This is a genomic window from Pseudomonas sp. S150 (assembly GCF_004526365.1).
GTDB lineage: Bacteria > Pseudomonadota > Gammaproteobacteria > Pseudomonadales > Pseudomonadaceae > Aquipseudomonas > Aquipseudomonas putida_A.
This window is the reverse complement of record NZ_CP038207.1, coordinates 4,873,024-4,896,246: the sequence shown is the minus strand read 5'-3', so window position 1 is coordinate 4,896,246 and position 23,223 is coordinate 4,873,024. Positions and strand designations below refer to the sequence as shown.

Genomic DNA, 23,223 nt, shown 5'->3' with positions numbered 1-23,223 from the left:
TCCATTGAAGTAAACACACTGCTCAGCGTCCAAGCATAGTTAAGGCTCGGTCATTGTGCTTTCTTCGAACGGTTCCAGTTGTTGCCGCAACGCCTGCTCCAGTTCGAGCATGGCTGCGTCGGTGGCCTCGACGCAGCGCACGATGGTCGGTGCGGGCGTTGTCTGCATGCAGGCCTGTTCCAGCGCATCGCAACAGGCGATCAGACGCGAGGCCTGGGCGATCCGGGCGGCGCCTTTGATCTTGTGGGCGACCAGCGCCACTGCCTGACGATCATTGCAGGGGGCCAGGGCTAATAATTCCTCGCGATCGAGACGGCTGCTCTTGAGCAATTGCGTGAGCAGACGCCGGACTTGCAGCGGGTTGCCGCCAGTCAACTGACTCAACCCGTCAAGATTGAACGCCGGTTCAAGCGTCGCGGGCTGCAGACCATTGATCCAGTGGCTCAGTGCGCTGAGGCTCAACGGCTTGAACAGGCAGTCATTCATGCCGGCCTGTTTGCAGCGCTGTACTTCTTCAGGCTGCGCGTTGGCCGTGAAGCCCAGCACGGTACACGGAGGGCGGCCAGTGCGTTGTTCCTGTTGGCGGATCGCCTCGGTCAGTTCGTAGCCGTTCATCAACGGCATGTTGCAGTCAGCGATAACCAGGTCGAATGCACCGGTCTGCCATTTCTCGAATCCACTCCGACCCTCTTCGGCGAGGGTGAATCGGTGCCCGAGGAACTCCAGTTGCTGGCACATCAGCAGGCGATTGGCCGGATGATCGTCGACCACCAGAATGTTCAGTGGTGCAGAGGTTTGCAGCACAGGCTCGGTTTTTGCCGTGGTCACCTGGCACGGCAGCGTCTGCAGCGGCAGCGACAGGCAGACCTGGGTGCCGATCCCCGGCTGGCTGCTCAACTGCAGCTGCCCACCCATCATTTCACACAGGTTGCGACAGATCACCAGCCCCAGGCCTGCGCCGCTGCGAGCTTGCTGCCGGCCACTCTCGGTCTGGGCGAACGGCTCGAACAGGCGTTGTTGATCTTCGATGCTGATGCCGACCCCGGTGTCCTGGATCGTCAACTGAACGAGCGAGCATTGGCCCGGCCCGTTGGGCAGGACATCCAGATTGATCCGCACCTGCCCGGACTCAGTGAATTTGATGGCATTGCTGATCAGGTTCGACAGGATCTGCTTGAAGCGCAACGGATCCAGTTCCACGTCGACCTGCAGCCCCGGCGGATTGATGATCAGCGGCAGGAGGAGGTTTTTCTGGCGGGCGAGGCCGTCGAAGATCCTGACCACCGACGCCACTGTTTCGACCAGATTGACCCGTTCCGGGCTCAGGCTCAGGTGCCCGGATTCGATCCGCGCGATATCGAGAATGTCGCCGATCAGGCCCAGCAGATCCTTGGCCGAGCAGTAGGCGGTTTCAATGGAGGAGCGATCCGGAGCCTGATCATTCATGCGTTTGAGCGTCAGTTCGAGCATGCCGATAATGGCATTCATCGGCGTGCGGATTTCGTGGCTCATGGTGGCCAGAAAGGTACTTTTGGCGCGGTTGGCGTTGTCCGCCTGTTCCTTGGCCCGGCGCAGTTCATCGAACAATTGGCGACGTTCACTGATGTCGATCCAGCCGCCGATGATCCCTTGCACATCGCCACTGGAGTCGCGGTACGGCAGGATCCAGTGGTAGATCGTCAAACGCCGGCCACCGATGTGCAGCGGACGATCGAGCAGCAGAGGCGTGCCTTCGGCCACCACCCGCTGGTAATCCGCCTGGTAGGCCTGGGCTTCGAAGGCGTTGCTCAGGGTGCCCTGCATGACACTTTTGCCGATCACGTCTTCGCGTTTGGCGTTGAAGGCTTCGAGGTAGCTGTCGTTGCAGCTTTGCAGCAGACCCTGGCGATCGCGCACGTAGATCGGGTGAGGGGTGCCGTTGACCAGTGAACGCATGAATTCGAACTGATCGTTGAGTGCCCGTTCGGCTGCCTGGCGTTGCTTGATCTGGCGACGCATGTAGGCGTTCCACAACAGCGACAGCAACAGCAGCAGGCAGGCCGCGCCGATCAATTGGTAAAACAGGCGCTTGTAGTGATGCCAGTTGCTTTGAGCCGCATTGGAGAAACCGCGCCAGCGACTGTTGATGACCCCCAGTTCCTCCGGTGTGATGCTCAGCAGCGCCTTGTCGAGGATCGAGCCCAGTTCGGCATTGTCACGGGCGCTGGCCAGCGAGAAGGCCGCCTGACGTGTGCCCAGGGTGGTGGTGATCTGTAATTGATGTTCGAAGATCCGCGATGAAATCAGATAATTGGCAATCACCAGCGAGGCGACGGCGCCATCGGCCTTGCCTTCGGCAAGCAAGGTTGCGGCACCGAAAGTGTCGGAGGTTTCGATCAGGTGGATGTTGGGGAATTCGCGGCGCAGGTAATCAGCCATGGGACTGCCTTGGGCAATCGCCAGGTATCGGTTCTTGAGCTGGGTGGGATGTGTCGGGCTGTCAGCGGATTTGCGCGTCAGCAGGACGAAGGAGTTTTCCAGATAGGGACGGCTGAATTGCAGGGTCTTTTCCCGTTGGGGGCTGGGTAGCAACGCGGCGATCAGATCCGCCCGATGTTGATTGATCTGCTCGATCATTTCTCCGTCACTGCGGCTGCGGACCAGTTCGAAGCGCAGGCCGGTACGCAGGCGCAGCAGTTCGAGCAGGTCGGCAGTGATGCCCCGCAGGTTGCCGTCGCTGTCGAAGAATGTCAGCGGCGCGAACGCCTCGTTGACGACGACGCGTAGCACCGGGTGCTGTTTGAGCCACTGTTCTTCGTGGTGGGTCAATTGCAGCTTCTGGTCGGTCAGCAGAATGTCGCTGCCGGCGCTCCAGCGCTTGGCGATGTTGTCCCGTTCGCTGGCCGGTATGGCTTGCAGCACGGTGTTGATGATCGCCAGCAGTTGCGGGTTGTCGGCGTGAACGGCGAAGCTGAAACCATGGGCTTCCTGTTTGCCGAAATTGGCCATGCGAATGTTGTTCAGATAACCCTTGTTGATCATGTAGTGGGTGGAAATGGTGTCACCCAGAAACACGTCAGCCTGATCGAAAGCCACCGCGTTGATTGCGTTTTGATAGGAGGGATAGGACGTCAGGATGGCTTTGGGATACTGCGCCTTGACCTCATCCTGGGGCAGATAGTGATAGACCATGCTCAGCCGCAGACCGGCCAGGCCTTCAGTCAGCGAGCGGGTCTCGCCTTCGCGGGTAACCAGAACCGGCTGATCGATGGCGTAGGGCGTTGAAAGCAGGATATTTGCGTTACTGGCCTCGAAACCGTTGGCCGTACCGAGCATGTCGACCTGACCTGCAATCAACGCCTGCAAGGCGGCTTCCCGTGAGGCAAAGCGCTGGACCCGGATTGGCAACCCGACAGCCTGTTCGAGCAGACCGGCGTAGTCGGCGGTAAAACCTTCGTAATCACGACCGCTGGCGGTCATGTCGAACGGCGGATAGTCCGGCGCGGAAGTGCCCAGTACCAGTTCGCGGCGACTCTCCAGCCATAGCCGTTGCGCGGGTTCAAGGGACACGGATGGCGCTTCGTGGCCCGAGCGGCTGCGCAGCACATAATCTTGCGCGGTGACGAAGCTGGCCTGCACCTGAGTCGTCAGGCACAGGCTGACGCAACATAGGGCGAGACAGATCTTTAAACGACTGGGCATTCAGGCTCTCACACTAGCGCGTTGCGTTTGGCCATCTCGATCAGTTCCACCAGAGATCTGGCCTTGAGTTTTTGCATCAGGCGTTTTTTGTAGGTACTGACTGTCTTGTTACTGAGAAACATGCCCTTGGCTATTTCCTTGTTGGTGCGTCCCTGGGCAAATAATTGCAGGACCATCAGCTCGCGGTCGTTGACGGATTTGAATAACTCCAGTTCGGCATAACGCACGTCGTCGAGGCGTACCGGATTCAATGCCTGGCTGGGGAAATAGTTGTAACCGGAAAGTACCGCCTTGATCGCACTGACCAGTTCACTCAAGTCTTCCTCTTTGCAGACATAACCGGATGCACCGGACTGCATGCAGCGAATGCCGAACAGCGTCGGGCATTGCGCCGTCAGTACCAGGGTTTTGAGCGGGGTGCCCATGGCGTTGAACCGGGCGAGAACTTCCAGGCCGTCGAGTTTGGGTATGCTGATATCAAGGATGATCAGGTCGGGCATGCATTCGCGGACCATTTGCATGGCATCGACCCCGTTATCGGTTTCGCCGACGACCTTGTAACCTTCATGCTCGAGCAGCATTCGAACGGCAAGTCGGATGACGGGGTGATCATCGACAATAAAAACGGAGTTCATAATCAAATCCCATACGTGCGCGAATAAAGGGCGCACCTTAGCTCAGATAAATGAGCTGCCGCATGAACTCCCGGGGCTGTTGCGGCAATATAGGATAAGTCCTACGCACTAAAAGGAAACCGACTACGACCAAACTCTGTGTCGCGTAAGGAAGTGTTGTGCTGATTTGTTTATCTGAATGTTTTAAGTTGCTTGTCGAACCTTGAATAAACAAGGTTTTGTTTGCGTAGTTGGCTGTTAAACGGATTTACCTTTCAGTCGATCCGTTTGCCTGAGACCAGAGAACCGGTTCAATCGAGGTATCGCTCATCCGGGCAGTTGCCTGACCCGGTTGAGCAATTTTTTCTGTCAGTGGCTGGAACGCCCGGTCATTTCCAGCGCCATGTCACTGGCGTAGCTGTCGGTCATCCCGGCGATGAAGTCGATCATGCGCAGGAACGAGGTGTGCAGCGGGCCATGGGGATCCGGCGCATTGTTGCCCAGCAGATCGAGGATCCGGCGGCTCTTGAACGACGGCGTGCGGCCGCCATGTTGCTCCAGGGCCGCGCCGCAGAACGCGTTGAGAAGGATTTCCAGGGTGGTGTAGGCGCCGATTTCATGCAGCGTCTTGCGCTTGTCCTGGAAGATTTTCTTGCGGGCGATGTCCTTGGCGTTGAGTACGCAGCGTTTGGCCGGGCCGTGCATGTGTTCCACCAGGTCGCCGTGCAGGGTGCCGGCCAGCAGCGCATCCTGTTGCTCGACGAATGCCCGGGCAGCGGCGTTGGTCAGGTGCTCGATGGCCTTGCCGCGCAGGATCGCCAGTTTGCGTCGACGCGAATCCTGCGGGCCGAGCTGGCGATAGGTTTCCGGCAGATCGTCTCCCACCAGACCGAGCAGCAGCGATTCGACTTCCGCGTACTCCAGCAGCTCCATTTCCAGGCCGTCTTCGAGGTCGATCAGCGCGTAGCAGATGTCGTCGGCAGCCTCCATCAGGTACACCAATGGGTGGCGCGCCCAGCGCTGGTCTTCCAGTTGTGGCAGGCCGAGCTTGTGGGCGATCTGCTCCAGCAGCGGCAGTTCGCTCTGATAGCAGCCGAACTTGTGTTTCTTGTAGCCCAGCGAGTCGGCGTGACGTGCGGTCCACGGATACTTCAGATAGGTGCCGAGGGTGGCGTAGGTGAGGCGGGTACCGCCGTCGAACTGGTGATACTCCAGCTGAGTCAGCACCCGGAAGCCTTGCGCATTGCCTTCGAAATTGAGGAAGTCACCGCGCTCGGCTTCGCTCATGTCGTCGAGCCAGCCGCGCCCGGCCGCCTGCTGGAACCAGTGCCGAATCGCATCTTCACCGGAGTGGCCGAACGGCGGGTTGCCGATGTCATGGGCCAGGCAGGCCGATTGCACGACCATGCCCAGATCGCTCGGGTCGCACCAGTCGGGCAGGGCGCTGCGCAAGGTTTCACCGACGCGCATGCCCAGCGAGCGCCCGACGCAGCTGACTTCCAGCGAGTGGGTCAGGCGGGTGTGGATGTGGTCGTTACTCGACACCGGATGCACCTGGGTCTTGCGGCCCAGACGGCGGAAGGCACCGGAGAAGATGATGCGGTCGTGGTCTTTGTGGAACGGGCTGCGGCCCAGTTCTTGCGGGCTGTGCAGCGGTTTTCCAAGGCGTTCGCGGTTGAGCAGGGTCTGCCAATCCAAGGCTGGTTCTCTCCGTCGGTGACTGGGATGACTGTTGCCCTAGCTTCCCGGTTCAGCCACACACCTGCAAGCGGAACTACAAGCCCGCGGCATCAATATCGATCAGCAGCAGGCGCTCGCCGTTATCGAAGAACTGCCCGGCGGTCAGGCAATACTGGTTGCTGGTGGCATCGCGGTAGGTGCTGGACAGGGTCAGGCGCCGCTCTTCCCAGCCTTCGGCGAGCAAATGATAGAAGTACGGACGCCATGACCAGTTGTGGCCCAGATAGCGGTTATCGGCGACCCAGCCGTTGTTGCGCCATTCGAGGTTGGGCGTGAGTTGGGTGCCGTGACGGTCGCATTGGTAAAACCGCAGCAACCACGGGAAGGCTTCCAGTTGCGGCAGCGCACTCAGCGGCGCGTGGGCCTGAGCCCAGCTCTGGAGGATCGCCATCAGTTCGCCGAGTTGCTGGCGCATCTGCATCAGGCGCCCGCGTTCGGCCAGTTTCTGCCGCACGTAACGCTGGCGCAGTTCGGCAAAGCGCTGCACGAAGGCGTCGGTCGGATAAAACGCCTCCTGCGCCCGGGCGAACAGGAAACCCTGAACGTAGCGCGAACCGCATTCCAGGGCGAAATTGAGCTGGGCCTCGGTTTCCACGCCTTCGGCGATGATCCAGCAGCCGGTTTTTTCGGCCATTTGCGCCAGAGCCTTGACCACGTCACTGCTCGGCCCGCCCAGTGCGGCAGCCTGAAACAGGCGCATGTCGAGTTTGAGAATGTCCGGCTGCAACGCCAGCACCCGATCGAGCTGCGAGTAACCGGCGCCGAAGTCATCGATGGCGATCCGCGCTCCGGCCTCGCGGTAGCGTGCCACCACTTCGGCCAGACGCTGACCATTGCCGCCCAGTTCAGTGATCTCGAACACGATGCGTTGCGGATCGACGCCGTGGCGCAGCATCTGCTTGAGGCTGGGCAGCGGTTGATCGGCGCGCAGGCGACTGATCCAGCGCGGCGACATGTTCAGGCTGAGAAACCACTCGGCGGGGGCTTCATGCAGTCGGCTCAGGGCGTTGTCGCGGATCTGTCGGTCGAGCCGGCGCAGGGCGATGGCGGGTGTGCGCGGGTCGGCGAACAAGGGCCCGACCGAGGCCAGTTGGCCGTCGGGCTGGCGCAGTCGACCGAGAGCTTCGACGCCTGCAATTCGTCCGGTAGCGGTATCGATGAAAGGTTGAAAGCAGGCGAGCGGTTGCCCGTCGATCACGGGGCCTCCTTAGTCGTTCTTGTTCTGGATGAACCCCGCCGACCGGGTAGGCGCGCGGGATTGAACCTCCGGGTAAAGAGGTTCATCCCGCGGATATTGCAAGAATGTAGCCAGATGCGTCGGCTTAGCGTTTGCCCGAACTCTGCATGACCAGTTTGATCAGTGGCCCGAGGCTGGTGCCCAGCCGTATCAGCCGGGTCAGCCCGCCAACACCGCCGCTTTTTGCGCCTTTGCCGGTGATGAAGCCCAGCAGGGTGACGGCGGCCACGCCCCAAAGCGGCGCGTGCTTGATGCCGAAGCCGCCTTGCAGGTTTTGCGTCATGCCGCGCATGCGCTGCAAGGGCTGCAGCACTTGCCCGGCTTCGTGGCGGATTTCCTGACGATGCATTTCCATGCGCAGGCGGATCAGCGCCTTGCGCATTTCCCGGCGCGAGCTGTTGTGTGGCAGTTCAGGCAGGCTCATGGCAGCAGGCGCTCCCGATCATTGGCCAATTCTTCCAGCGTGCCGTGGAAGGGCGAGGATTCATCGAAGACTGCTGCCTTGAGACGCAGCCCGCAGAAAGCGGCCGCCAGGGTGTAGAACACGCACAGGCCGATGATCGCTGCCAGACGATAGGTATCCCAGAACACGATCAGCACCAGCGTCGACAGACCCACCAGCAACAGCAGGGCAAACACCAGCGCCAGCCCTGCGAACAGCAACAGGCTGACGGTGCGTGATTTCTGCTCCTGCAATTCAATGCCGAACAGTTCGACATGGCTGTGCAGCAAGCCGAGAACAGCGGCGCCCAGACGCCGCGTGGAAGAGGAGGTGCCCGACCCCAGGCCGGATTCGCCGATCGACATGATCAGCGCCGAGTGGCCAGCAGGCCAATCAGGAAGCCCACGCCGGCGGCGATGCCCACCGATTGCCAAGGGTTGGCCGACACATAATCTTCGGTGGCGGTGACGGCAGCCTGGCCGCGATCACGCAGGGTGTCTTCGGTCAGCTTCAGGGTTTCCCGGGCGCGCAGCAGGCTGTCGTGAATCTGATCACGCAGCTCATCAGCCTGATCGCCCGCCAGGGACGCGGTGTGTTCGAGCAGCCGCTCGGTGTCGGCGACCAGAGTCTGGAAGTCGTTCATCAGGATTTCTTGAGCAGTCTTTGCCTTGATGCTGGCCATGGGTGGATCTCCGTAGGTGACGTCTGAAGCGTTCGAGTATGAGCCTTGCGCGAAGGTTCAGTACAAATGACTGGTACAGCTTTTGCTATGTCGTGGTGCGTTCTGCTGCCGCCGTGCGCTGTTGGCGGGCGTACATGCAGCAAAACCTTAACTCAAATAATCCTGGTTCGTGTCAGGACATCGACCTTGTGCGCCAAACCGGTTCATCGCAGCTTCATTGCGCAGACCGACCGGTCGCAACTTGGTGCATGAATTGTCCGCGCGAACCGCTTTGGTGCCTTTTTAGCCTTCAGGTCTGCCTCTTTATGGAAAATCTGCAAAGCGCTGTGGACACGCTGGTTCACAGCTCCAACACGTTGTTCATTCTGATCGGTGCGGTGATGGTGCTGGCGATGCACGCCGGTTTCGCCTTCCTTGAAGTCGGCACGGTGCGCCAGAAAAACCAGGTCAACGCACTGTCGAAGATCCTCAGCGACTTTGCCGTTTCGACCCTGGCCTATTTCTTTATAGGCTATTGGATCTCCTATGGGGTCACCTTCATGCAACCGGCGGCGGTGCTGAGTGCCGATCACGGATATGGGCTGGTGAAGTTTTTCTTCCTGCTGACGTTTGCAGCGGCAATTCCGGCGATCATCTCCGGCGGGATTGCCGAGCGTGCGCGCTTCGTTCCGCAGTTGTGTGCAACGGCGCTGATCGTGGCGTTCATCTACCCGTTTTTCGAGGGCATGGTCTGGAACGGCAACTTCGGTCTGCAGGCCTGGCTGACGGCGCGCTTTGGCGCGGCGTTCCATGATTTCGCCGGATCGGTGGTGGTGCACGCCATGGGCGGCTGGCTGGCACTGGCGGCGGTTTTGCTGCTCGGCCCGCGTAACGGCCGTTATCGCGAAGGGCGGCTGGTGGCGTTCGCGCCGTCGAGCATTCCGTTTCTGGCGCTGGGCTCGTGGATTCTGATTGTCGGCTGGTTCGGCTTCAACGTGATGAGCGCGCAGACCTTGCAGGGCGTCAGCGGTCTGGTGGCGGTCAACTCGCTGATGGCCATGGTCGGCGGCACGGTGGCGGCGCTGATCGTCGGGCGCAATGACCCGGGCTTCCTGCACAACGGTCCGTTGGCCGGGCTGGTGGCGATCTGCGCCGGTTCCGACCTGATGCACCCGGTGGGTGCGCTGGTGACCGGCGCGATTGCCGGTGCACTGTTTGTCTGGTGCTTTACCGCCGCGCAAGTCAAATGGCGTATCGACGATGTACTCGGCGTCTGGCCGTTGCACGGTTTGTGCGGGGTGTGGGGCGGGATCGCTTGCGGCATCTTCGGCCAGACTGCGCTGGGTGGCCTCGGTGGCGTCAGCCTGATCAGTCAGTTGATCGGCACTGCGCTCGGTGTGGTGGTCGCATTGCTCGGCGGATTCGCCGTTTACGGCGTGATCAAGGCCTTGCACGGCCTGCGCCTGAGTCAGGAACAAGAGTATTATGGCGCCGACCTGTCGCTGCACAAGATCGGCGCGGTCAGTCAGGACTAAGTTTCCTTGTCGTCGGTGCCGGGGTAAAAGCCATGCAACAGGCGATAGCGATTGATGCGCACCTGGTCGACTTTCTCCTGTACCTGATGAGCTGGCAGACCGAGCATGATCAAGGCGTGGGAGGCGAGCATCAGGCTCGACTCCAATAACTCCGGCACCACTTCGGTGGCGCCGGCCGCTTTGAGTTCAGCCCATTGGCTGTCATCGCGGGTGCGCACCAGAATCGGTATCCGCGCATTGAGCCGGCGCGCTTCCTTGAGAATTCGCAGACTGACATCGCTCTGATCCACGGCGATCACCAGCAGTTTCGCGCGCAACAATCCGATGGCCGTTAGCAAGTCACCGCGCGATGAGTCGCCATAATGCACATCACTTTCCTCGGACGCGGCTTCCTGCACGCGCACCGGATCGTTGTCCAACGCGATGTAAGGTTGATTGGCATTGCGCATGAAGCGGCCGATGGACTGGCCAACGCGCCCGTAGCCGCAAATCACCACATGTTGATCCAGACCGGCATTGAGGGCGCTGATTTCCTCGATTTGCGCCTCCTGATTCGGCTTGCGATGCAGGCGCAGGGCAATTTTCGGTGCCCCGCGCAACAATAGCGGGGTCAGCAACATCGAGCAGAACGTCGCCGCCAGCAGCAGGCCGCCGAGTTCGTCAGGCAGCATGCGGTTTTGCTGCATCTGCGCCATCAATGCGAAGCAGAATTCCCCGCCCTGCGCCAACGCCAGGCCGCTGCGCCAGGCAGTTTCGTGATCGCTGCCGCGCCACTTCACCAAAAGCGCGACGACCGTGCCTTTGATCAGCATCAGACCGAGGGTCAGGCCGAGAATCAGCAGGCTGTGACTGACGAACAGTTGCAGGTCGATCAGCATGCCGATGCTGACGAAAAACACCCCGAGCAGGATGTCGCGAAACGGCCGGATGTCGGCCTCGATCTGATGGCGATAGTGGCTCTCGCCCAACAGCATGCCGGCGAGAAATGCGCCAAGGGCAGGGGACAGGCCCAGCAGGTGTGTCAGCCAGGCGGTCAGCAGCACAATCACCAGCGCCAGCAGGACGAACAATTCCGCCGAGCGCGAGGCCGCCACTTCGTGGAACAGCCGTGGCAGCAACCAGCGGCTGGCCAGCAGCAGACCGAAAAACAGCACCACGGTCTTCACCAGCGTCAATGGCAAGGCCCCGTACCAGGCTTGCGTGCTGCTCCCGGCGAACACTGGCACCAGGGTCAGCAACAACACCGCGACCACGTCCTGAAACAGCAAGACCCCGACCGCGTTCTGCCCGTGGCTGCTGAACACTTCGCCCAGGCTGCTCAACTCCTTGGTGACAATCGCCGTCGACGACAACGACAGCCCGGCCCCGAGCAACATTGCCGGGGCCAGCGGCATGCCCAGCAGGATCAGCACCAGCCCGAGCACCCCGGTGCTGAGCAATACCTGCTGACTGCCCAGGCGAAACACCACCTGGCGCAGCGCGATCATTTTCGACAGGGAAAACTCCAGGCCCAGCGAAAACAGCAGAAACACCACGCCCAACTCGGCCACGTCCGGCAGGTGCTCGCTCTCGTTGACCCAGTTGAACGCGGTCGGCCCCACCATCAGGCCCACGCACAGATAGCCCAGAACCGGCGGCAAGCGCAGGCGGCGAAACAGGGCAATCATCACCAGGGATGAGGCGAGGATGATCAGCAGGTTGGCAAACACAAGGCACTCCGATGTCAGGCTCAGGCTTCTCAAGCGTAGAGGCAAAAAGCCCGGGAGCATGGCCTGATTGGCTTTTCTCTGGACTGATTTGCGTCAGGGTTTTGCGTACTGGTTGCCGTGCTCGGGCCTTTGGGCGGCAGCGGCTCGACGGGTTTTCGAGGCAGGCCTAGAATGAATGCTCATTTTTCCGGTTGAGCGATCATGCCTCCTGAATGTCAGTTGTTCGGCACCTTGGGATGCCATTTGTGTGAGTTGGCAGAAGCCGAGTTGATGCCTTTCGTCGAGCACGGTCTGCTGGTCGAACTGGTGGATATTGCTGACGATGAATCCTGGTTCGAGGCTTACAGCCTGCGGATTCCGGTGCTGCGCCGTGTTGATAATGGTGCGGAGCTGAGCTGGCCGTTCAATGCCGATCAGGTCGTGGCATTCCTGCGCTGAGCCTTTTCTTCGGTGACGCGACATGGCTTTCCGCCGGTCGTGACCGTGCATCCTTCCCTTGGCACTCTGTGGTTTATTCGGTTACTGTATGTGCATACAGTAATTGGGTTGGCCTGCTGCTTTGCATGACTTGAGCAGGTGAATCCGGCAGTCAGAGGGACGAACCGTGGTCAATGTCGAACAGTTGAAGAACAGCGTGAACCGGATGTCGGTTGACGTGGTGCGCGAGGCGGTCCTCGAGTTGCGCCTGGACGGGCTGGTCACGGAGGGCAAGACGCCTTTCAACAAACTGCATTTCAACACCTGTTTTGCCGAGATCGAGGCGCTGTTCCAGCGTGCCGGTTATCACAAGCAGCTGGATGTGGTCGGTTATCAGGGCTTGCTGTACGCCTTGTATGACCCGGGGCGCTGGGAGGCGGTCGATGTGCTGCGCTGGCTCAAGGAATTCACCGAAGCCGCCGCGCTCAAGTCGATCCCGGCCTGAAGCGGGCGGTGGAATCGGCGCTAGGTTCGTATCGCTCAGTGTTGGATAATGCCGACCTGCATTGAGGGTTCGAATTTCCGTATGTCCACACCAACGTTTTCCGCTGCGCAGAATCAGGCCAGCACCCTTTACCTTCCTCCGGGCAGTTGGCCTACCGTCCTTGATTGCCTGTGTGAGCATTTCAGTGCGATCAGTCGCGAGCAATGGATGGACCGGATCGCCCGGGGCCGGGTACTGGATGGGCAGGGACAGCCGATTGCGCTGGATCTGCCGTACAAGGAAGGCCTGCGTATTCACTACTTCCGTGAAGTGCCGGATGAAAAACCGATCCCGGTGGTCGAGTCGATCCTGTATGCGGACGAACATCTGGTGGTGGCGGACAAGCCGCACTTCCTGCCGGTGACACCGGCCGGCGAGTACGTCGAACAGACGTTGCTGCGCCGTCTGATCCGTCGCCTCGATAATCCGCATCTGGTGCCACTGCACCGCATTGACCGGCACACGGCAGGCTTAGTGATCTTTTCGGCTAACCCACATACCCGCTCCGCTTATCAGTCGCTGTTCCCTACGCGGCAGATCGATAAACGCTATGAGGCGATTGCCCATGCGCTTCCGGAGCTGGAATTTCCCCTGGTACACAAAAGCCGTCTGATCGATGGCGAACCATTCTTCCGCATGCAGGAAGGGCCAGGCGCGGCCAATACGGAAACAGCGGTGGAAGTCCGGGAAAAGAACGGTGATCTGTGGCGCTATGGCCTTTACCCTGTAACCGGCAAGAAGCATCAGTTGCGGGTACACATGACCGCGCTGGGGGCGAGTATCTGCAACGATCCGTTCTACCCGGATGTGTTGAAAGACGTTGAGGATGATTACGCCAATCCGCTCAAGCTGCTGGCGCAGGGTTTGCGGTTTATCGACCCGGTGACCGGTGAGGCGCGCGAGTTCGAGAGCCAGATCACCTTGCAATGGTGACGCCACTCACTTCCCCGCACCCATGAAAAAGCCCGCATTAATGCGGGCTTTTCTGTATCTGGTGTCGACGTAAAGCTTACAGCTCTTTAACGGTACGAACCTGATCCTTGTTGATGCGGGTCTCTTTGCCGTCGAGTTGTTTGAACTCGTAGAAGCCCGAATCTTCATCGTATTTCGGGGTGTCGACGGCCTGGATTTCGCGACCGTCATTCAAGGTGATCACTGTTGGCGACGAGCAACCAGCGAGAGTTGCCAGGCCCAGTGCGAGCATGAAAGTGGCGAGGGTCCGTTGAGTCATGGGTGTGTCTCCGAATGGGAATACTTTGGTTACTGAGCTTGAGACGTGTACAAGGCGTGAGAGTTCCTTGAATGCTGTCAGTCTGACACAGTGTTATGCGCATTTAACAGTTCGGGGGTGTTCAGGTTGGCCAGGCGCGGGTCATTGTCGGGGCATTGCAGGGCAGTCGCGCCGAGATTGCGCATGATTCGGCCGGGGCTGCGTTCGCCGGCGTTCCACGCGGTTTCGAAGGCGGGCAACAGGGCGACGGGAATTACACACAGCAGGGGTTCCCAGTGGTCGTCGTGACGCAACATTAAAGGTTTTTCAGGAAACAGGCCGGCGGTTTCACGCATGTCCTGCAACAGCGCGGCGTCGATTCGCGGCACATCGCAGGGCAAGACCAGCAGGTGTGGCTGGCGGGCTGCCTTGAGTCCGGCGAGGATGCCGGCCAGGGGACCGGGAAAATCGCCTTGCTCATCGCTGACCAATTGATCGGCGTAGGCTGCATAACGCTCGTGATTGCGATTGCAGGAGATGATCAGATCGTCAGTCAGCGGTCGGACCTTGCGCTGCAAATGCGCAATCAGCGGCTCACCCTGCCATTCGACCAGCCCTTTGTCCTGGCCGCCCATGCGCTGGCCGCGTCCGCCTGCCAGGAGCAGAATGGAGCAGGGGGGCAATGGCGTATTCGAGGTCATGGCAGCTCTCCAGCGGGGCGGCGAAAAATTCAGGCGCTGTGATATAACACCGGGCTGTTTCTCCTACAACTGGACGAGCCTAATGAAAGCCAAGGCCGATGTACCTTTTGCGCCGCTGAACATTGCGGTGCTGACTGTCAGCGATACCCGAACCCTGGAAACCGACACCTCAGGCCAGGTCTTCGTCGACCGCCTGACTGCTGCCGGTCACCGCTTGGCCGAACGGGTCCTGCTCAAAGATGACCTGTACAAGATCCGCGCGCAAGTTGCCCACTGGATTGCCGAGGACGTCGTGCAGGTCGTGTTGATTACCGGCGGCACTGGTTTCACCGGGCGTGACAGCACGCCTGAAGCCGTGGCTTGTCTGCTCGACAAGCAGGTTGACGGCTTCGGTGAACTGTTCCGCCAGATCTCGGTGGCCGATATCGGTACTTCGACCGTGCAGTCGCGGGCACTGGCCGGCCTGGCCAATGGCACACTGGTGTGCTGCCTGCCAGGTTCGACCAATGCGGTGCGCACCGGTTGGGACGGCATTCTCGCCGAACAGCTGGATTCGCGGCACCGTCCGTGCAACTTCGTCCCTCACCTGAAACAGGCGGCGCCCTGTGAATCCCGTGGGTAAGCCGGGCAAGACCGGCAGCCTGATGCCTGTCGAGCAAGCGTTGGCCCGCCTGCTGGAGATGGCTGAAGCCTCGCCGATTGTCGAACGCGAGTTTCTGCCCTTGGCCGAAGTCGAGGGGCGGGTGCTCGCCGAGGACCTGGTTTCGACCCTGGACCTGCCACCCTGGCCAAATAGCGCCATGGATGGTTATGCCCTGAATCTGGCCGACTGGACCGGCGCACCGCTGCCGGTCAGCCAGAAAGTCTTTGCCGGGCAGGCGCCTGAGCCGTTGAAGCCCGGTACCTGCGCGCGGATCTTCACCGGTGCGCCAGTGCCTGCCGGGGCCGATTGCGTGGAAATGCAGGAGAACGCCGAAGTTCAGGACGACGGCAACGTGCGTTTCATCGAAACCATGAGCGTCGGCCAGAACATTCGCCCGCAAGGCCAGGAAACCACCGTGGGTGAGTTGATTCTGGCGGCAGGTACCCGGCTTGGACCGATTGAGCAAGGTCTGGCGGCGTCGCTGGGGTGTGCCGGGCTGAATGTGGTACGCAAGGTCCGAGTGGCGGTGCTGTCCACCGGCGATGAGCTGGTCGAGCCGGGCCGGCCGCTGGGGCCGGGGCAGATCTACAACAGTAATCGGGTGGTGTTGTGCAGCTGGCTGCAGCGCCTGGGTTGTGAAGTGATTGATGCCGGTATTCTTCCGGACGATCTGGCGACCACGCGGGCGCGCCTTGGCGGCTTGCAGGGTGTCGACCTGATTCTCTCGACCGGAGGCGTGTCGGTCGGTGAAGCGGATTTTCTTGGCATCGCATTGCGGGAAGAGGGCGAGCTGGCGCTGTGGAAACTGGCCATCAAACCGGGCAAGCCGCTGACAGTTGGCCATTTTCGCAAGGTGCCGGTCATCGGCCTGCCGGGCAACCCCGCTTCGACGCTGGTGACCTTTGCTCTGCTCACGCGGCCCTACTTGCTGCGGCGTCAGGGCGTACAGGATGTCGAACCTCTGAAGTTTACGGTTCCGGCAGGTTTTGTCTGGCCTGTGGCCGGCAATCGGCGCGAATACCTGCGCGGTCGTCTCGAGCAGGGGCGGGCGATCATCTACCGCAATCAAAGCTCCGGTGTGCTGCGCAGCGCGGCCTGGGCGGATGGTCTGGTAGAGGTGCTGGAAGGCCGCACGCTGGTAGAAGGCGATGAGGTCGGGTTCATTCCCCTGAGCGACCTGCTCGGCTGATCTGCTTCCGGTAATTGCAGGCTCGACCGATACCGCGTCGATGCCTGCATTCCTCTGTCAATGGCTCATCAGTGTGACCAACTGATCGAACCGGCTGTTGGCAACCCATCCCAGCAGTCCCAGGACCACCGCCGTCGCACCCGCCGAATAGGCGAGACGGTGCTTGATGGTCTTTACATCCCCGCGAACTTCGTCCATATCCCGACGAATGTATTTGAGGTGGGTTTCCAGTTCGGTCACGCGCGGTTCCATATCAACTTCTCCAGCGGTTCTGGCGTTCTTTCTGAAATCGGATTTGTGACTGGCGCGACTTTCGTCCAGAGGGGCAACTGGACTATTTGCAATTCTGGCTTCATGGCTTGGCATGGAAATGTCCATCGGCTGTTTCAAGTGTAAGCGCACCGGCCTTCCCGTCATCCAGACTGCCAACAGCTCCGAGGGTGTATCCAATCATTACCTGCACATCCTTGTGTTGTTGAATCGAAAATTGATACCACCTGCACAAGGTGAATCAAGGATCGTGTCCGGTCAATTGAGCCGATTCCTCACATGTTGTAAGAAAAAATACCGTCGCGTAGGACGCAACAGGTCAGTCGCTTGAATTAAATGGTGTTCCCATGGCTTTTTTGCCTGCACCAGTGGTCAAGATGTTTCATACCGATTCAATCTTGGGGAGTGACCGTAATGAGTGAACGCAGGGCGCTGTTGATTCTGCATGGCAAGCAGGCACTCAATGAGGCGGTTCGCGCCGCCGTCGAAGGCAAACGCAAGCAGGGCTGGGAATTGGCCGTAAGGCTGACCTGGGAGGCCGGTGACGCTCAGCGTCTGGTGGAAGAAGCACTGGCGAGTGGCTATCGGAAGATCATCGCCGGAGGCGGAGATGGCACGTTGCGCGATATCGCTGAAGCGCTTGCCGCGCATCCGGACGAGGCCAGTCTGGTGCTGTTGCCGCTAGGAACGGCTAACGATTTTTCCCGCGCGGCGGGGATCCCGCTGGAGCCGGCCGAAGCACTGGAAATGCTGGACGTGCCACCGCGCAAGATTGACCTGGGCGAAGTCGGTGGGCAGATTTTCCTGAACATGGCGACGGGTGGTTTCGGCAGCCAGGTCACGGCCAATACCTCTGAAGATCTGAAAAAAGTGCTCGGCGGGGCCGCCTATCTGTTCACCGGTTTGTCGCGCTTCAGTGAGCTGCACGCGGCTTACGGTGAACTGCAAGGGCCGGACTTTCACTGGAGCGGCGAGCTGCTCGCATTGGGCATCGGCAACGGTCGTCAGGCAGGCGGCGGACACGTCTTGTGCCCGCAGGCACTGGCGGACGATGGTCTATTGGACATCAGTATTCTGCCGGCGCCACAGGAGTTGGTGGGCACGCTGAAGAACCTGCTCAGCGACGGCTTCGGCCTCGACAATATGTTTGTCCGGGCCCGTTTGCCCTGGGTCGAAATCAAGGTCGCCGAGGGGCTGAGCATCAACCTTGACGGCGAGCCGCTGGAGGGCGACAGCCTGCGTTTCGAGGCGCGCCCCGCCGCCTTGCAGGTGCATTTGCCGGAGCATTCGCCGCTGTTGGGCGGCGCGGGTTCGATCAGTCGTCCAGACTGATGATCTGTTCGCGCACCGCGAACAGCACCAGACCCGCCACGTCGTAGATCTGCAGGCGTTTCATGATCTGCGAGCGGTGGGTCTCGACGGTCTTGATGCTCAGGCCCAGGCCGTTGGCAATCTCCCGGGTGGATTTGCCGCGTACGATCAACCGCAGGATTTCCAGCTGGCGTGCCGTCAGATTGTGCGAGTCGGCCACTTCCGGCTGGTTTTTCTGCGTGCGGGTCAGCGCCTGGTTGATCACGGTGTGGGCGATGGCCGGGCTCAGGTAGCGCTCGTTATTACGCAAGGCTTCGAGGGCGTGTTCAAGCTCGGTGGCCGTGGTGTCCTTGAGCAGGTAACCGTGCGCGCCGGACTCCAGCGCCTGCATGATCAGCGCCGGATCGGTGTGCATCGAGAGAATCAGCACCTTGCTTTGCGGGCGCACCCGCTTGAGCCGTTGCAAGGCTTCCAGGCCACCGGTTTCCTTCATCGAGATATCCAGCAACACGATGTCGGGCGCCAGTTGCTCGACCATTTCGAGCAACTGCGAGCCGTCGCTGGCTTCGCCAACGACCGCGTAACCGGGAATATCGAGCACCAGAGCGCGCACGCCGGCCCTGATCAGCGAGTGGTCATCCACCAGAAGTAAGTTACAAGTCAACGCATAACCTTATTCGTACTGGCCCGCTCGAGTGCACGGGGCGCCCAGGGGAATAGTGCTTCGATTTGAGTGCCTTTGCCCGGCTCGCTGATGACGTTCAGCGTGCCGCCCAACTGTTCGATCCTTTCGGCCATCCCGGCCATTCCGCGCTGTCCTTCCCGGCCCGGATCCGCGGCAGGCGCAAAGCCTTGGCCGTCGTCGCTGATCAACAGCGTCAGGCCTTTTGGCAAGCGTTGCACGCGGATCAGCAGATTGCTGGCCTGCGCGTGACGCAGAATGTTGGTGACCGCTTCCTGGGCAATGCGAAAGGCAGCGACCGCCATTTCTTCCGGAATGCCATTGAGCCGTTGCTGGCAATCGAGGCTCCAGTGCACCGAGGTGTTCGCCAGGGTCTTGAGCAGGTGCGCGCGCAGACTGGCCTCCAGCCCGAGGCTGGTCAGTTGGCGCGGATTGAGAATGGCGGAAACGTCGCGCACCTTGTTGAGGGTTTCATCAAGGGTGTCGCAGAGTGTCGAGCATTGCGCTTGCAAGTCGGCTGGCAGGCGTTTTTTCAGCCATTCACTTTGCAGCTTGGCCGCTGTCAGTAACTGGCCGATATCGTCGTGCAGTTCACGGCTGAGACGGTGGCGTTCGTTTTCCTGGACTTCCAGCAAACGGTCGGCGAGTTCCTGAGGCTGAAACTTGATCGATTTGCGCGACAGTCGATATTGCACCCAGACACAAGCAGTGGCGGCAATATTCAACAGCAGCAGACCCAGTGAGAGCGGAGCAGACAATCCGTAGGTCAGCAGGCTGCCAGCGGCGGCGATGACACTCAATATGAGAGTGAACCGGCGTGCATTTTCCCGGGACGGTGGCCATTTGATGATTGACTTGAGGCTGGCGTACATAACGGATGGAGCCAATGGATGTTCGCTACGGGCAGACCGGCCGGTGGCTGGCGGATCTCTGTCTGAAAATGCTGTCAATTATGTTATTGATTTTAACGAAGTACAGTGAACGATATTCGACCATCAAGTTCGTTGGATGACAGTCGCTGAATCACTGTGCCATTAGTTGAAAGCAACTAACGGTCGGCATAATACCACTTAAGATACCGTTGGTCGCGTTTGCGATATATGTCCAATGAGTCAGGAAATACGTCATGTTGGACGTGAGTTCCATTATGGAAAATGTCGTTTTATTGTGCTTGGTAGAGATCCGTGCGGTTCGAAGTTGATCGTTACACAGATACAGGCAAACCCTGAGGCCGCGGCAGAATATCTGCTGGTGTCAGATGTGATTATTTAATTCGAATTGTCGCTGGCAGGTATGAACTATCCAATTGCGACATTCAGCGATTCCCGTCTTCAGCCTGGATTTACGCTTTGAATGCGGCGGATCACGCCTGACGCTCGGAATAAGACAACAGCGAAACCGGCTGAGGCCGGAGCGGTGGCTTGAACTGGTTTTGACCGACCTGAAACGCGAAAGCTTCGATCAGTGAGGTTTGTTCGCTGCCATCCAGGCTCAATTGGCCGGTATTGTGATCGACCAGTTCAATCTGCCAGGCCATCAAGGTGAAACAGTCCTGCAGCGCATTCAGCGCCTGTGCGTGCAGATCGATATGATCCGGCGCGTGGTCGAGCAGGCTGTGAATATGCAGGGAAAACTCGGAGATCGCCTCCAGTGCCAACGCTTCAGCCCGACTCGCCAGTTTGAGCAGGGTGTTGCGCATGCAGTCGATGGCGTCTTTGTCGTTGCTGATCAATTGCAGGTGGCTCAGGCACTCTTCGGACTTGGCCAGGAGTGTTTCAGCTTCGACGAGGAATTCGGGAAAGCGTTGCGCCCAGTCTTTACGGTCGATTGGCATGCTTATCTCCACAGCGTCATGTCTGATGAGGGAATGCCGTGTGTGTCGACGTTCGTGGATCGTCGGGAGATCGCGCCCCACCGTGCAATTGCACTGGCTGAGGTTTTCCAGAGGGTGGGGTTCCACTGACCTGCGATCGCACACAATAGCCTGACTCCGTTCATGCAATGAGAATGGCGTCACATTAATGGCTATTGGATATTGCGAACATCAGGTTGGGCCTGATTGTTCCTAGGGGATTCCCTTACGCGCGGGAACCTGTGGCGCAAACTGTGGTCGCGCCAGAAGAGAATGTAGCAGATGAAAACACCGGGTCAGTAAACCATGATGTTAATGTGACATCAATGCCCATGTGTGGCATTTTGATGGTGAATTTTGTGGGGATCAAGAATCGCCATAAACAGCCGATAACCCCACTTAGTAGTGAATTCATCAGAACAAGCCCAGGAGTCATTGATGGCCGGCATTCTCGACACGGTAGACCAACGCACGCAACTGGTGGGTGAGAATCGCCTGGAAATTCTCATGTTTCGACTGGCCGGACGCCAATTGTTCGCGATCAACGTGTTCAAGGTTCAGGAAGTTCTCCAACTGCCGAAGTTGACCCTGATGCCACAGCGTCACCCGTTTGTCTGCGGCGTGGTCAACCTGCGTGGGCAGACGCTGCCGGTGATCGATCTGTCTCAGGCGATCGGCATGCGCCCGCTGGTGCCGGGCCCGAACAGCACCATCATCGTCACCGAGTACAACCGTTCGGTGCAGGCTTTCCTCGTCGGTGGCGTGGATCGCATCGTCAACATGAACTGGGAAGCCATTCTGCCGCCGCCGACCAGTGCTGGCCGCCAGCACTACCTGACTGCAATCAGCAAGGTTGACGATCAATTGGTGGAAATCATCGACGTCGAGAAAGTCCTCGCCGAAATCGTCCCGTACAACGCCAAGGTCTCGCGTGACAAGCTCGATGATCCGGTGCTGGAGCGTGCCCGTGGCCGCGAAGTGCTGCTGGTGGACGACTCCAACGTGGCGCTTTCGCAACTGCGCGACACCCTTGGCCAGCTCGGGGTGAAAATGCACATCGCCAGTGACGGTCTGAAGGCGCTGAACATGCTCAAGGCCTGGGCCGATACCGGCGTGAACATGACCGACAAGCTGTTGATGGTGTTCACCGACGCGGAGATGCCGGAAATGGACGGCTATCGCCTGACCACCGAGATCCGCAACGATCCGCGTCTGCGCGGTCTGTACGTGGTGTTGCACACTTCGCTGTCCGGCAGCTTCAACGACTCGATGGTGAAGAAGGTCGGTTGCGACAACTTCCTCTCCAAATTCCAGCCGGACAAACTGGTCGATGTGGTGCGTCAGCGTCTGATGCTCGATGAAGTGCCGGCCTGACGAAAACCTGTAGCGAGGGGATTTATCCCCGATGGACTGTGCAGCAGTCCCGCTTTCTTGATTCAAGTGGGGCCGCTTCGCGCCCCATCGGGGATAAATCCCCTCGCCACAAACTATCTTTGCGGGTGCGTGCATCTGCCTTTGATTCGCCGATAAAGCTCGTATAGGGTGGCTTTTTTGCCCACCAGGGAGCTGGCCATGCTGCGTCTGAGCGCGCTTTATCGTTATCCGTTGAAATCCGGCAAACCCGAGATTCTGCAATCGATTGGCCTGGACAAACTGGGCCTTGCAGGGGACCGACGCTGGATGCTCGTGGATGAAGCCAGCGGCCGCTTTCTGACCCAGCGGGCCGAGGCGAAAATGAGCCAGTTGTCGGCGCTGTGGAATGCGCAGGGCGGTCTGACCCTGAGTGCCCCCGGGCTTGCCGCGCTGGACGTGCCATTGCCCGAGGCCGATTCCGACTTGCGCGGTGTGACCATCTGGCGTGACACCCTGCGCGTGCCGGATGCCGGTGATGCAGCGGCCCGCTGGGTCAGCGATTTCATCGGCAAACCGACCCGTCTGGTGCAGGTGCCGCTTGATCGCGCGCGCATGACGCAGGCCGGTTATGGCCGTGAGGACGATCAGGTCGCGTTCGCTGACGGTTTCCCGCTGTTGCTGATTGGCGAAGCGTCACTTGAGGATCTGGTGCAAAAGGTCGGACGACCGCTGGAGATGTTGCGCTTTCGGCCGAATCTGGTGATCGAAGGCAGCGCGGCGTTCGCCGAGGACGGCTGGAAGCGCATTCGTATCGGTGACGTCGAGTTCCGCGTGGTGAAGCCTTGCTCGCGCTGCATTCTGACCACCATCGATCCGCAAACCGGCGAACGCAGTGCTGATCGCGAACCGCTGGCAACCCTGCAGAAATACCGTGCGCAGGCCGATGGTGCGATGTTCGGGCAAAATTTGGTCAACGACAGCAATGGTCAGCTGGAAGTCGGAATGCCGGTGGAAATCCTCGAGTAACCTGCCGGAAATGAAAATGCCCGTGTCCATGGACACGGGCATTTTTTTGCACCGGGAAAAACCGTGGGCTTAGCCGCGGTATTCGCACAGGTAAGCAGTCTCAACGGCGACTTTCAGCTGGAACTTGCTGTTGGCCGGAACGTTGAACTGGCTGCCGGCGGCGAAGGTTTCCCAGTCGCTGCTGTCCGGCAGTTTGACGGTCAGCGCACCGGAGACCACGTGCATGATCTCGCGCTGAGCGGTGCCGAATTCGTATTCGCCCGGGGCCATGACGCCGATGGTCGCCGGACCTTCAGCGGTGCCAAAAGCGATCGACTTGACGGTGCCGTCGAAGTACTCGTTGACTTTGAACATGGGCGATTCCTCTCGAAAAGGGCAAAAAAGGGTTAAAAAAGGCTGGCCAGTA

General features: G+C 59.7%; 24 protein-coding genes. 9 read left to right on the top strand and 15 right to left on the bottom strand.

Features of this window, described 5'->3' with window-relative positions:
- Positions 1 to 39: 39 nt before the first annotated feature.
- From E3Z29_RS22600 to E3Z29_RS22570, 7 genes are all read right to left on the bottom strand, one after another.
- Positions 40 to 3,681 carry a transporter substrate-binding domain-containing protein gene (locus E3Z29_RS22600; protein ID WP_134787005.1) on the bottom strand — a complete coding sequence of 1,214 codons (3,642 nt, stop codon included), beginning with the start codon at positions 3,679 to 3,681 and terminating at the stop codon, positions 40 to 42.
- 8 nt (positions 3,682 to 3,689) lie between these two features.
- On the bottom strand, positions 3,690 to 4,316 hold the full coding sequence (locus E3Z29_RS22595; RefSeq protein WP_027613428.1) for a response regulator transcription factor: 627 nt from the start codon (positions 4,314 to 4,316) through the stop codon (positions 3,690 to 3,692).
- 348 nt (positions 4,317 to 4,664) lie between these two features.
- Positions 4,665 to 5,993, bottom strand: coding sequence for a deoxyguanosinetriphosphate triphosphohydrolase (locus E3Z29_RS22590; protein WP_134787004.1), 1,329 nt, complete (start codon positions 5,991 to 5,993; stop codon positions 4,665 to 4,667).
- Positions 5,994 to 6,069: 76 nt separating this feature from the next.
- On the bottom strand, positions 6,070 to 7,233 hold the full coding sequence (locus E3Z29_RS22585; protein WP_096794968.1) for an EAL domain-containing protein: 1,164 nt from the start codon (positions 7,231 to 7,233) through the stop codon (positions 6,070 to 6,072).
- Positions 7,234 to 7,357: 124 nt separating this feature from the next.
- Entirely contained in the window at positions 7,358 to 7,696 is a 339-nt protein-coding gene (locus E3Z29_RS22580) for a hypothetical protein (RefSeq protein WP_027613426.1), read from the bottom strand.
- On the bottom strand, positions 7,693 to 8,079 hold the full coding sequence (locus E3Z29_RS22575) for a phage holin family protein (RefSeq protein ID WP_027613425.1): 387 nt from the start codon (positions 8,077 to 8,079) through the stop codon (positions 7,693 to 7,695). Before E3Z29_RS22575 ends, E3Z29_RS22580 begins: the two co-directional genes overlap by 4 nt.
- 2 nt (positions 8,080 to 8,081) lie before the next feature.
- On the bottom strand, positions 8,082 to 8,396 hold the full coding sequence (locus E3Z29_RS22570; RefSeq protein ID WP_003226733.1) for a YqjD family protein: 315 nt from the start codon (positions 8,394 to 8,396) through the stop codon (positions 8,082 to 8,084).
- A 305-nt stretch (positions 8,397 to 8,701) separates the two neighbouring features.
- Between E3Z29_RS22570 and E3Z29_RS22565 the strand changes: the two genes are divergently transcribed.
- On the top strand, positions 8,702 to 9,910 hold the full coding sequence (locus tag E3Z29_RS22565; RefSeq protein WP_027613424.1) for an ammonium transporter: 1,209 nt from the start codon (positions 8,702 to 8,704) through the stop codon (positions 9,908 to 9,910).
- Here E3Z29_RS22565 and E3Z29_RS22560 read toward each other — a convergent pair.
- Positions 9,907 to 11,619 carry a monovalent cation:proton antiporter-2 (CPA2) family protein gene (locus E3Z29_RS22560; RefSeq protein ID WP_134787003.1) on the bottom strand — a complete coding sequence of 571 codons (1,713 nt, stop codon included), beginning with the start codon at positions 11,617 to 11,619 and terminating at the stop codon, positions 9,907 to 9,909. The genes E3Z29_RS22565 and E3Z29_RS22560 overlap by 4 nt on opposite strands.
- A gap of 201 nt (positions 11,620 to 11,820) precedes the next feature.
- Here E3Z29_RS22560 and E3Z29_RS22555 point away from each other — a divergent pair, with 201 nt between their 5' ends.
- From E3Z29_RS22555 to E3Z29_RS22545, 3 genes are all read left to right on the top strand, one after another.
- Positions 11,821 to 12,057: a glutaredoxin family protein gene (locus E3Z29_RS22555; RefSeq protein WP_098964882.1), complete on the top strand. Its 237-nt coding sequence runs from the start codon at positions 11,821 to 11,823 to the stop codon at positions 12,055 to 12,057.
- Positions 12,058 to 12,223: 166 nt separating this feature from the next.
- Positions 12,224 to 12,541 (top strand): transcriptional regulator, encoded by a 318-nt coding sequence (locus E3Z29_RS22550; RefSeq protein WP_003226726.1) that lies wholly within the window; start codon positions 12,224 to 12,226, stop codon positions 12,539 to 12,541.
- 81 nt (positions 12,542 to 12,622) lie between these two features.
- Positions 12,623 to 13,513 (top strand): pseudouridine synthase, encoded by an 891-nt coding sequence (locus E3Z29_RS22545; RefSeq protein WP_134787002.1) that lies wholly within the window; start codon positions 12,623 to 12,625, stop codon positions 13,511 to 13,513.
- 76 nt (positions 13,514 to 13,589) lie between these two features.
- Here E3Z29_RS22545 and E3Z29_RS22540 read toward each other — a convergent pair whose 3' ends face one another.
- Together E3Z29_RS22540 and mobA are read right to left on the bottom strand one after the other, a co-directional pair.
- The gene (locus E3Z29_RS22540) at positions 13,590 to 13,811 is read right to left on the bottom strand and encodes a YgdI/YgdR family lipoprotein (RefSeq protein ID WP_003226722.1); all 222 of its coding nucleotides are present in this window, start codon (positions 13,809 to 13,811) and stop codon (positions 13,590 to 13,592) included.
- A gap of 77 nt (positions 13,812 to 13,888) precedes the next feature.
- On the bottom strand, positions 13,889 to 14,491 hold the full coding sequence (gene mobA / locus E3Z29_RS22535; protein WP_134787001.1) for a molybdenum cofactor guanylyltransferase MobA: 603 nt from the start codon (positions 14,489 to 14,491) through the stop codon (positions 13,889 to 13,891).
- A gap of 82 nt (positions 14,492 to 14,573) precedes the next feature.
- Between mobA and moaB the strand changes: the two genes are divergently transcribed.
- Both moaB and glp read left to right on the top strand, forming a co-directional pair.
- Positions 14,574 to 15,113, top strand: coding sequence for a molybdenum cofactor biosynthesis protein B (moaB, locus tag E3Z29_RS22530; protein WP_003226719.1), 540 nt, complete (start codon positions 14,574 to 14,576; stop codon positions 15,111 to 15,113).
- A 22-nt stretch (positions 15,114 to 15,135) separates the two neighbouring features.
- Positions 15,136 to 16,323 (top strand): gephyrin-like molybdotransferase Glp, encoded by a 1,188-nt coding sequence (gene glp, locus E3Z29_RS22525; RefSeq protein ID WP_167734220.1) that lies wholly within the window; start codon positions 15,136 to 15,138, stop codon positions 16,321 to 16,323.
- 57 nt (positions 16,324 to 16,380) lie between these two features.
- Here glp and E3Z29_RS29500 read toward each other — a convergent pair whose 3' ends face one another.
- A complete protein-coding gene (locus E3Z29_RS29500; protein WP_171061883.1) occupies positions 16,381 to 16,689 on the bottom strand; it encodes a hypothetical protein in 309 nt (102 codons plus the stop codon).
- Positions 16,690 to 17,007: 318 nt separating this feature from the next.
- On the opposite strand from E3Z29_RS29500, the gene yegS reads away from it, so the two are divergent.
- Positions 17,008 to 17,925, top strand: coding sequence for a lipid kinase YegS (gene yegS / locus E3Z29_RS22515; RefSeq protein ID WP_096794975.1), 918 nt, complete (start codon positions 17,008 to 17,010; stop codon positions 17,923 to 17,925).
- On the opposite strand, the gene E3Z29_RS22510 is transcribed toward yegS, so the two are convergent.
- From E3Z29_RS22510 to E3Z29_RS22500, 3 genes are all read right to left on the bottom strand, one after another.
- Positions 17,909 to 18,568 carry a response regulator transcription factor gene (locus E3Z29_RS22510; RefSeq protein WP_007969079.1) on the bottom strand — a complete coding sequence of 220 codons (660 nt, stop codon included), beginning with the start codon at positions 18,566 to 18,568 and terminating at the stop codon, positions 17,909 to 17,911. The two genes, yegS and E3Z29_RS22510, sit on opposite strands and share 17 nt — an antisense overlap.
- Entirely contained in the window at positions 18,565 to 19,458 is an 894-nt protein-coding gene (locus E3Z29_RS22505; protein ID WP_027613415.1) for a sensor histidine kinase, read from the bottom strand. The genes E3Z29_RS22510 and E3Z29_RS22505 overlap by 4 nt, the downstream gene beginning before the upstream one ends.
- A 491-nt stretch (positions 19,459 to 19,949) precedes the next feature.
- The gene (locus tag E3Z29_RS22500) at positions 19,950 to 20,420 is read right to left on the bottom strand and encodes a hypothetical protein (RefSeq protein WP_098964877.1); all 471 of its coding nucleotides are present in this window, start codon (positions 20,418 to 20,420) and stop codon (positions 19,950 to 19,952) included.
- Positions 20,421 to 20,876: 456 nt separating this feature from the next.
- Between E3Z29_RS22500 and E3Z29_RS22495 the strand changes: the two genes are divergently transcribed.
- Both E3Z29_RS22495 and E3Z29_RS22490 read left to right on the top strand, forming a co-directional pair.
- Complete coding sequence (locus E3Z29_RS22495) at positions 20,877 to 21,812, top strand: chemotaxis protein CheV (protein WP_003226705.1); 936 nt, start codon at positions 20,877 to 20,879, stop codon at positions 21,810 to 21,812.
- A 198-nt stretch (positions 21,813 to 22,010) separates the two neighbouring features.
- Positions 22,011 to 22,817 (top strand): MOSC domain-containing protein, encoded by an 807-nt coding sequence (locus E3Z29_RS22490; RefSeq protein WP_134786999.1) that lies wholly within the window; start codon positions 22,011 to 22,013, stop codon positions 22,815 to 22,817.
- Positions 22,818 to 22,886: 69 nt separating this feature from the next.
- On the opposite strand, the gene E3Z29_RS22485 is transcribed toward E3Z29_RS22490, so the two are convergent.
- A complete protein-coding gene (locus E3Z29_RS22485; protein ID WP_097088279.1) occupies positions 22,887 to 23,171 on the bottom strand; it encodes a pyrimidine/purine nucleoside phosphorylase in 285 nt (94 codons plus the stop codon).
- Positions 23,172 to 23,223 lie beyond the last annotated feature (52 nt).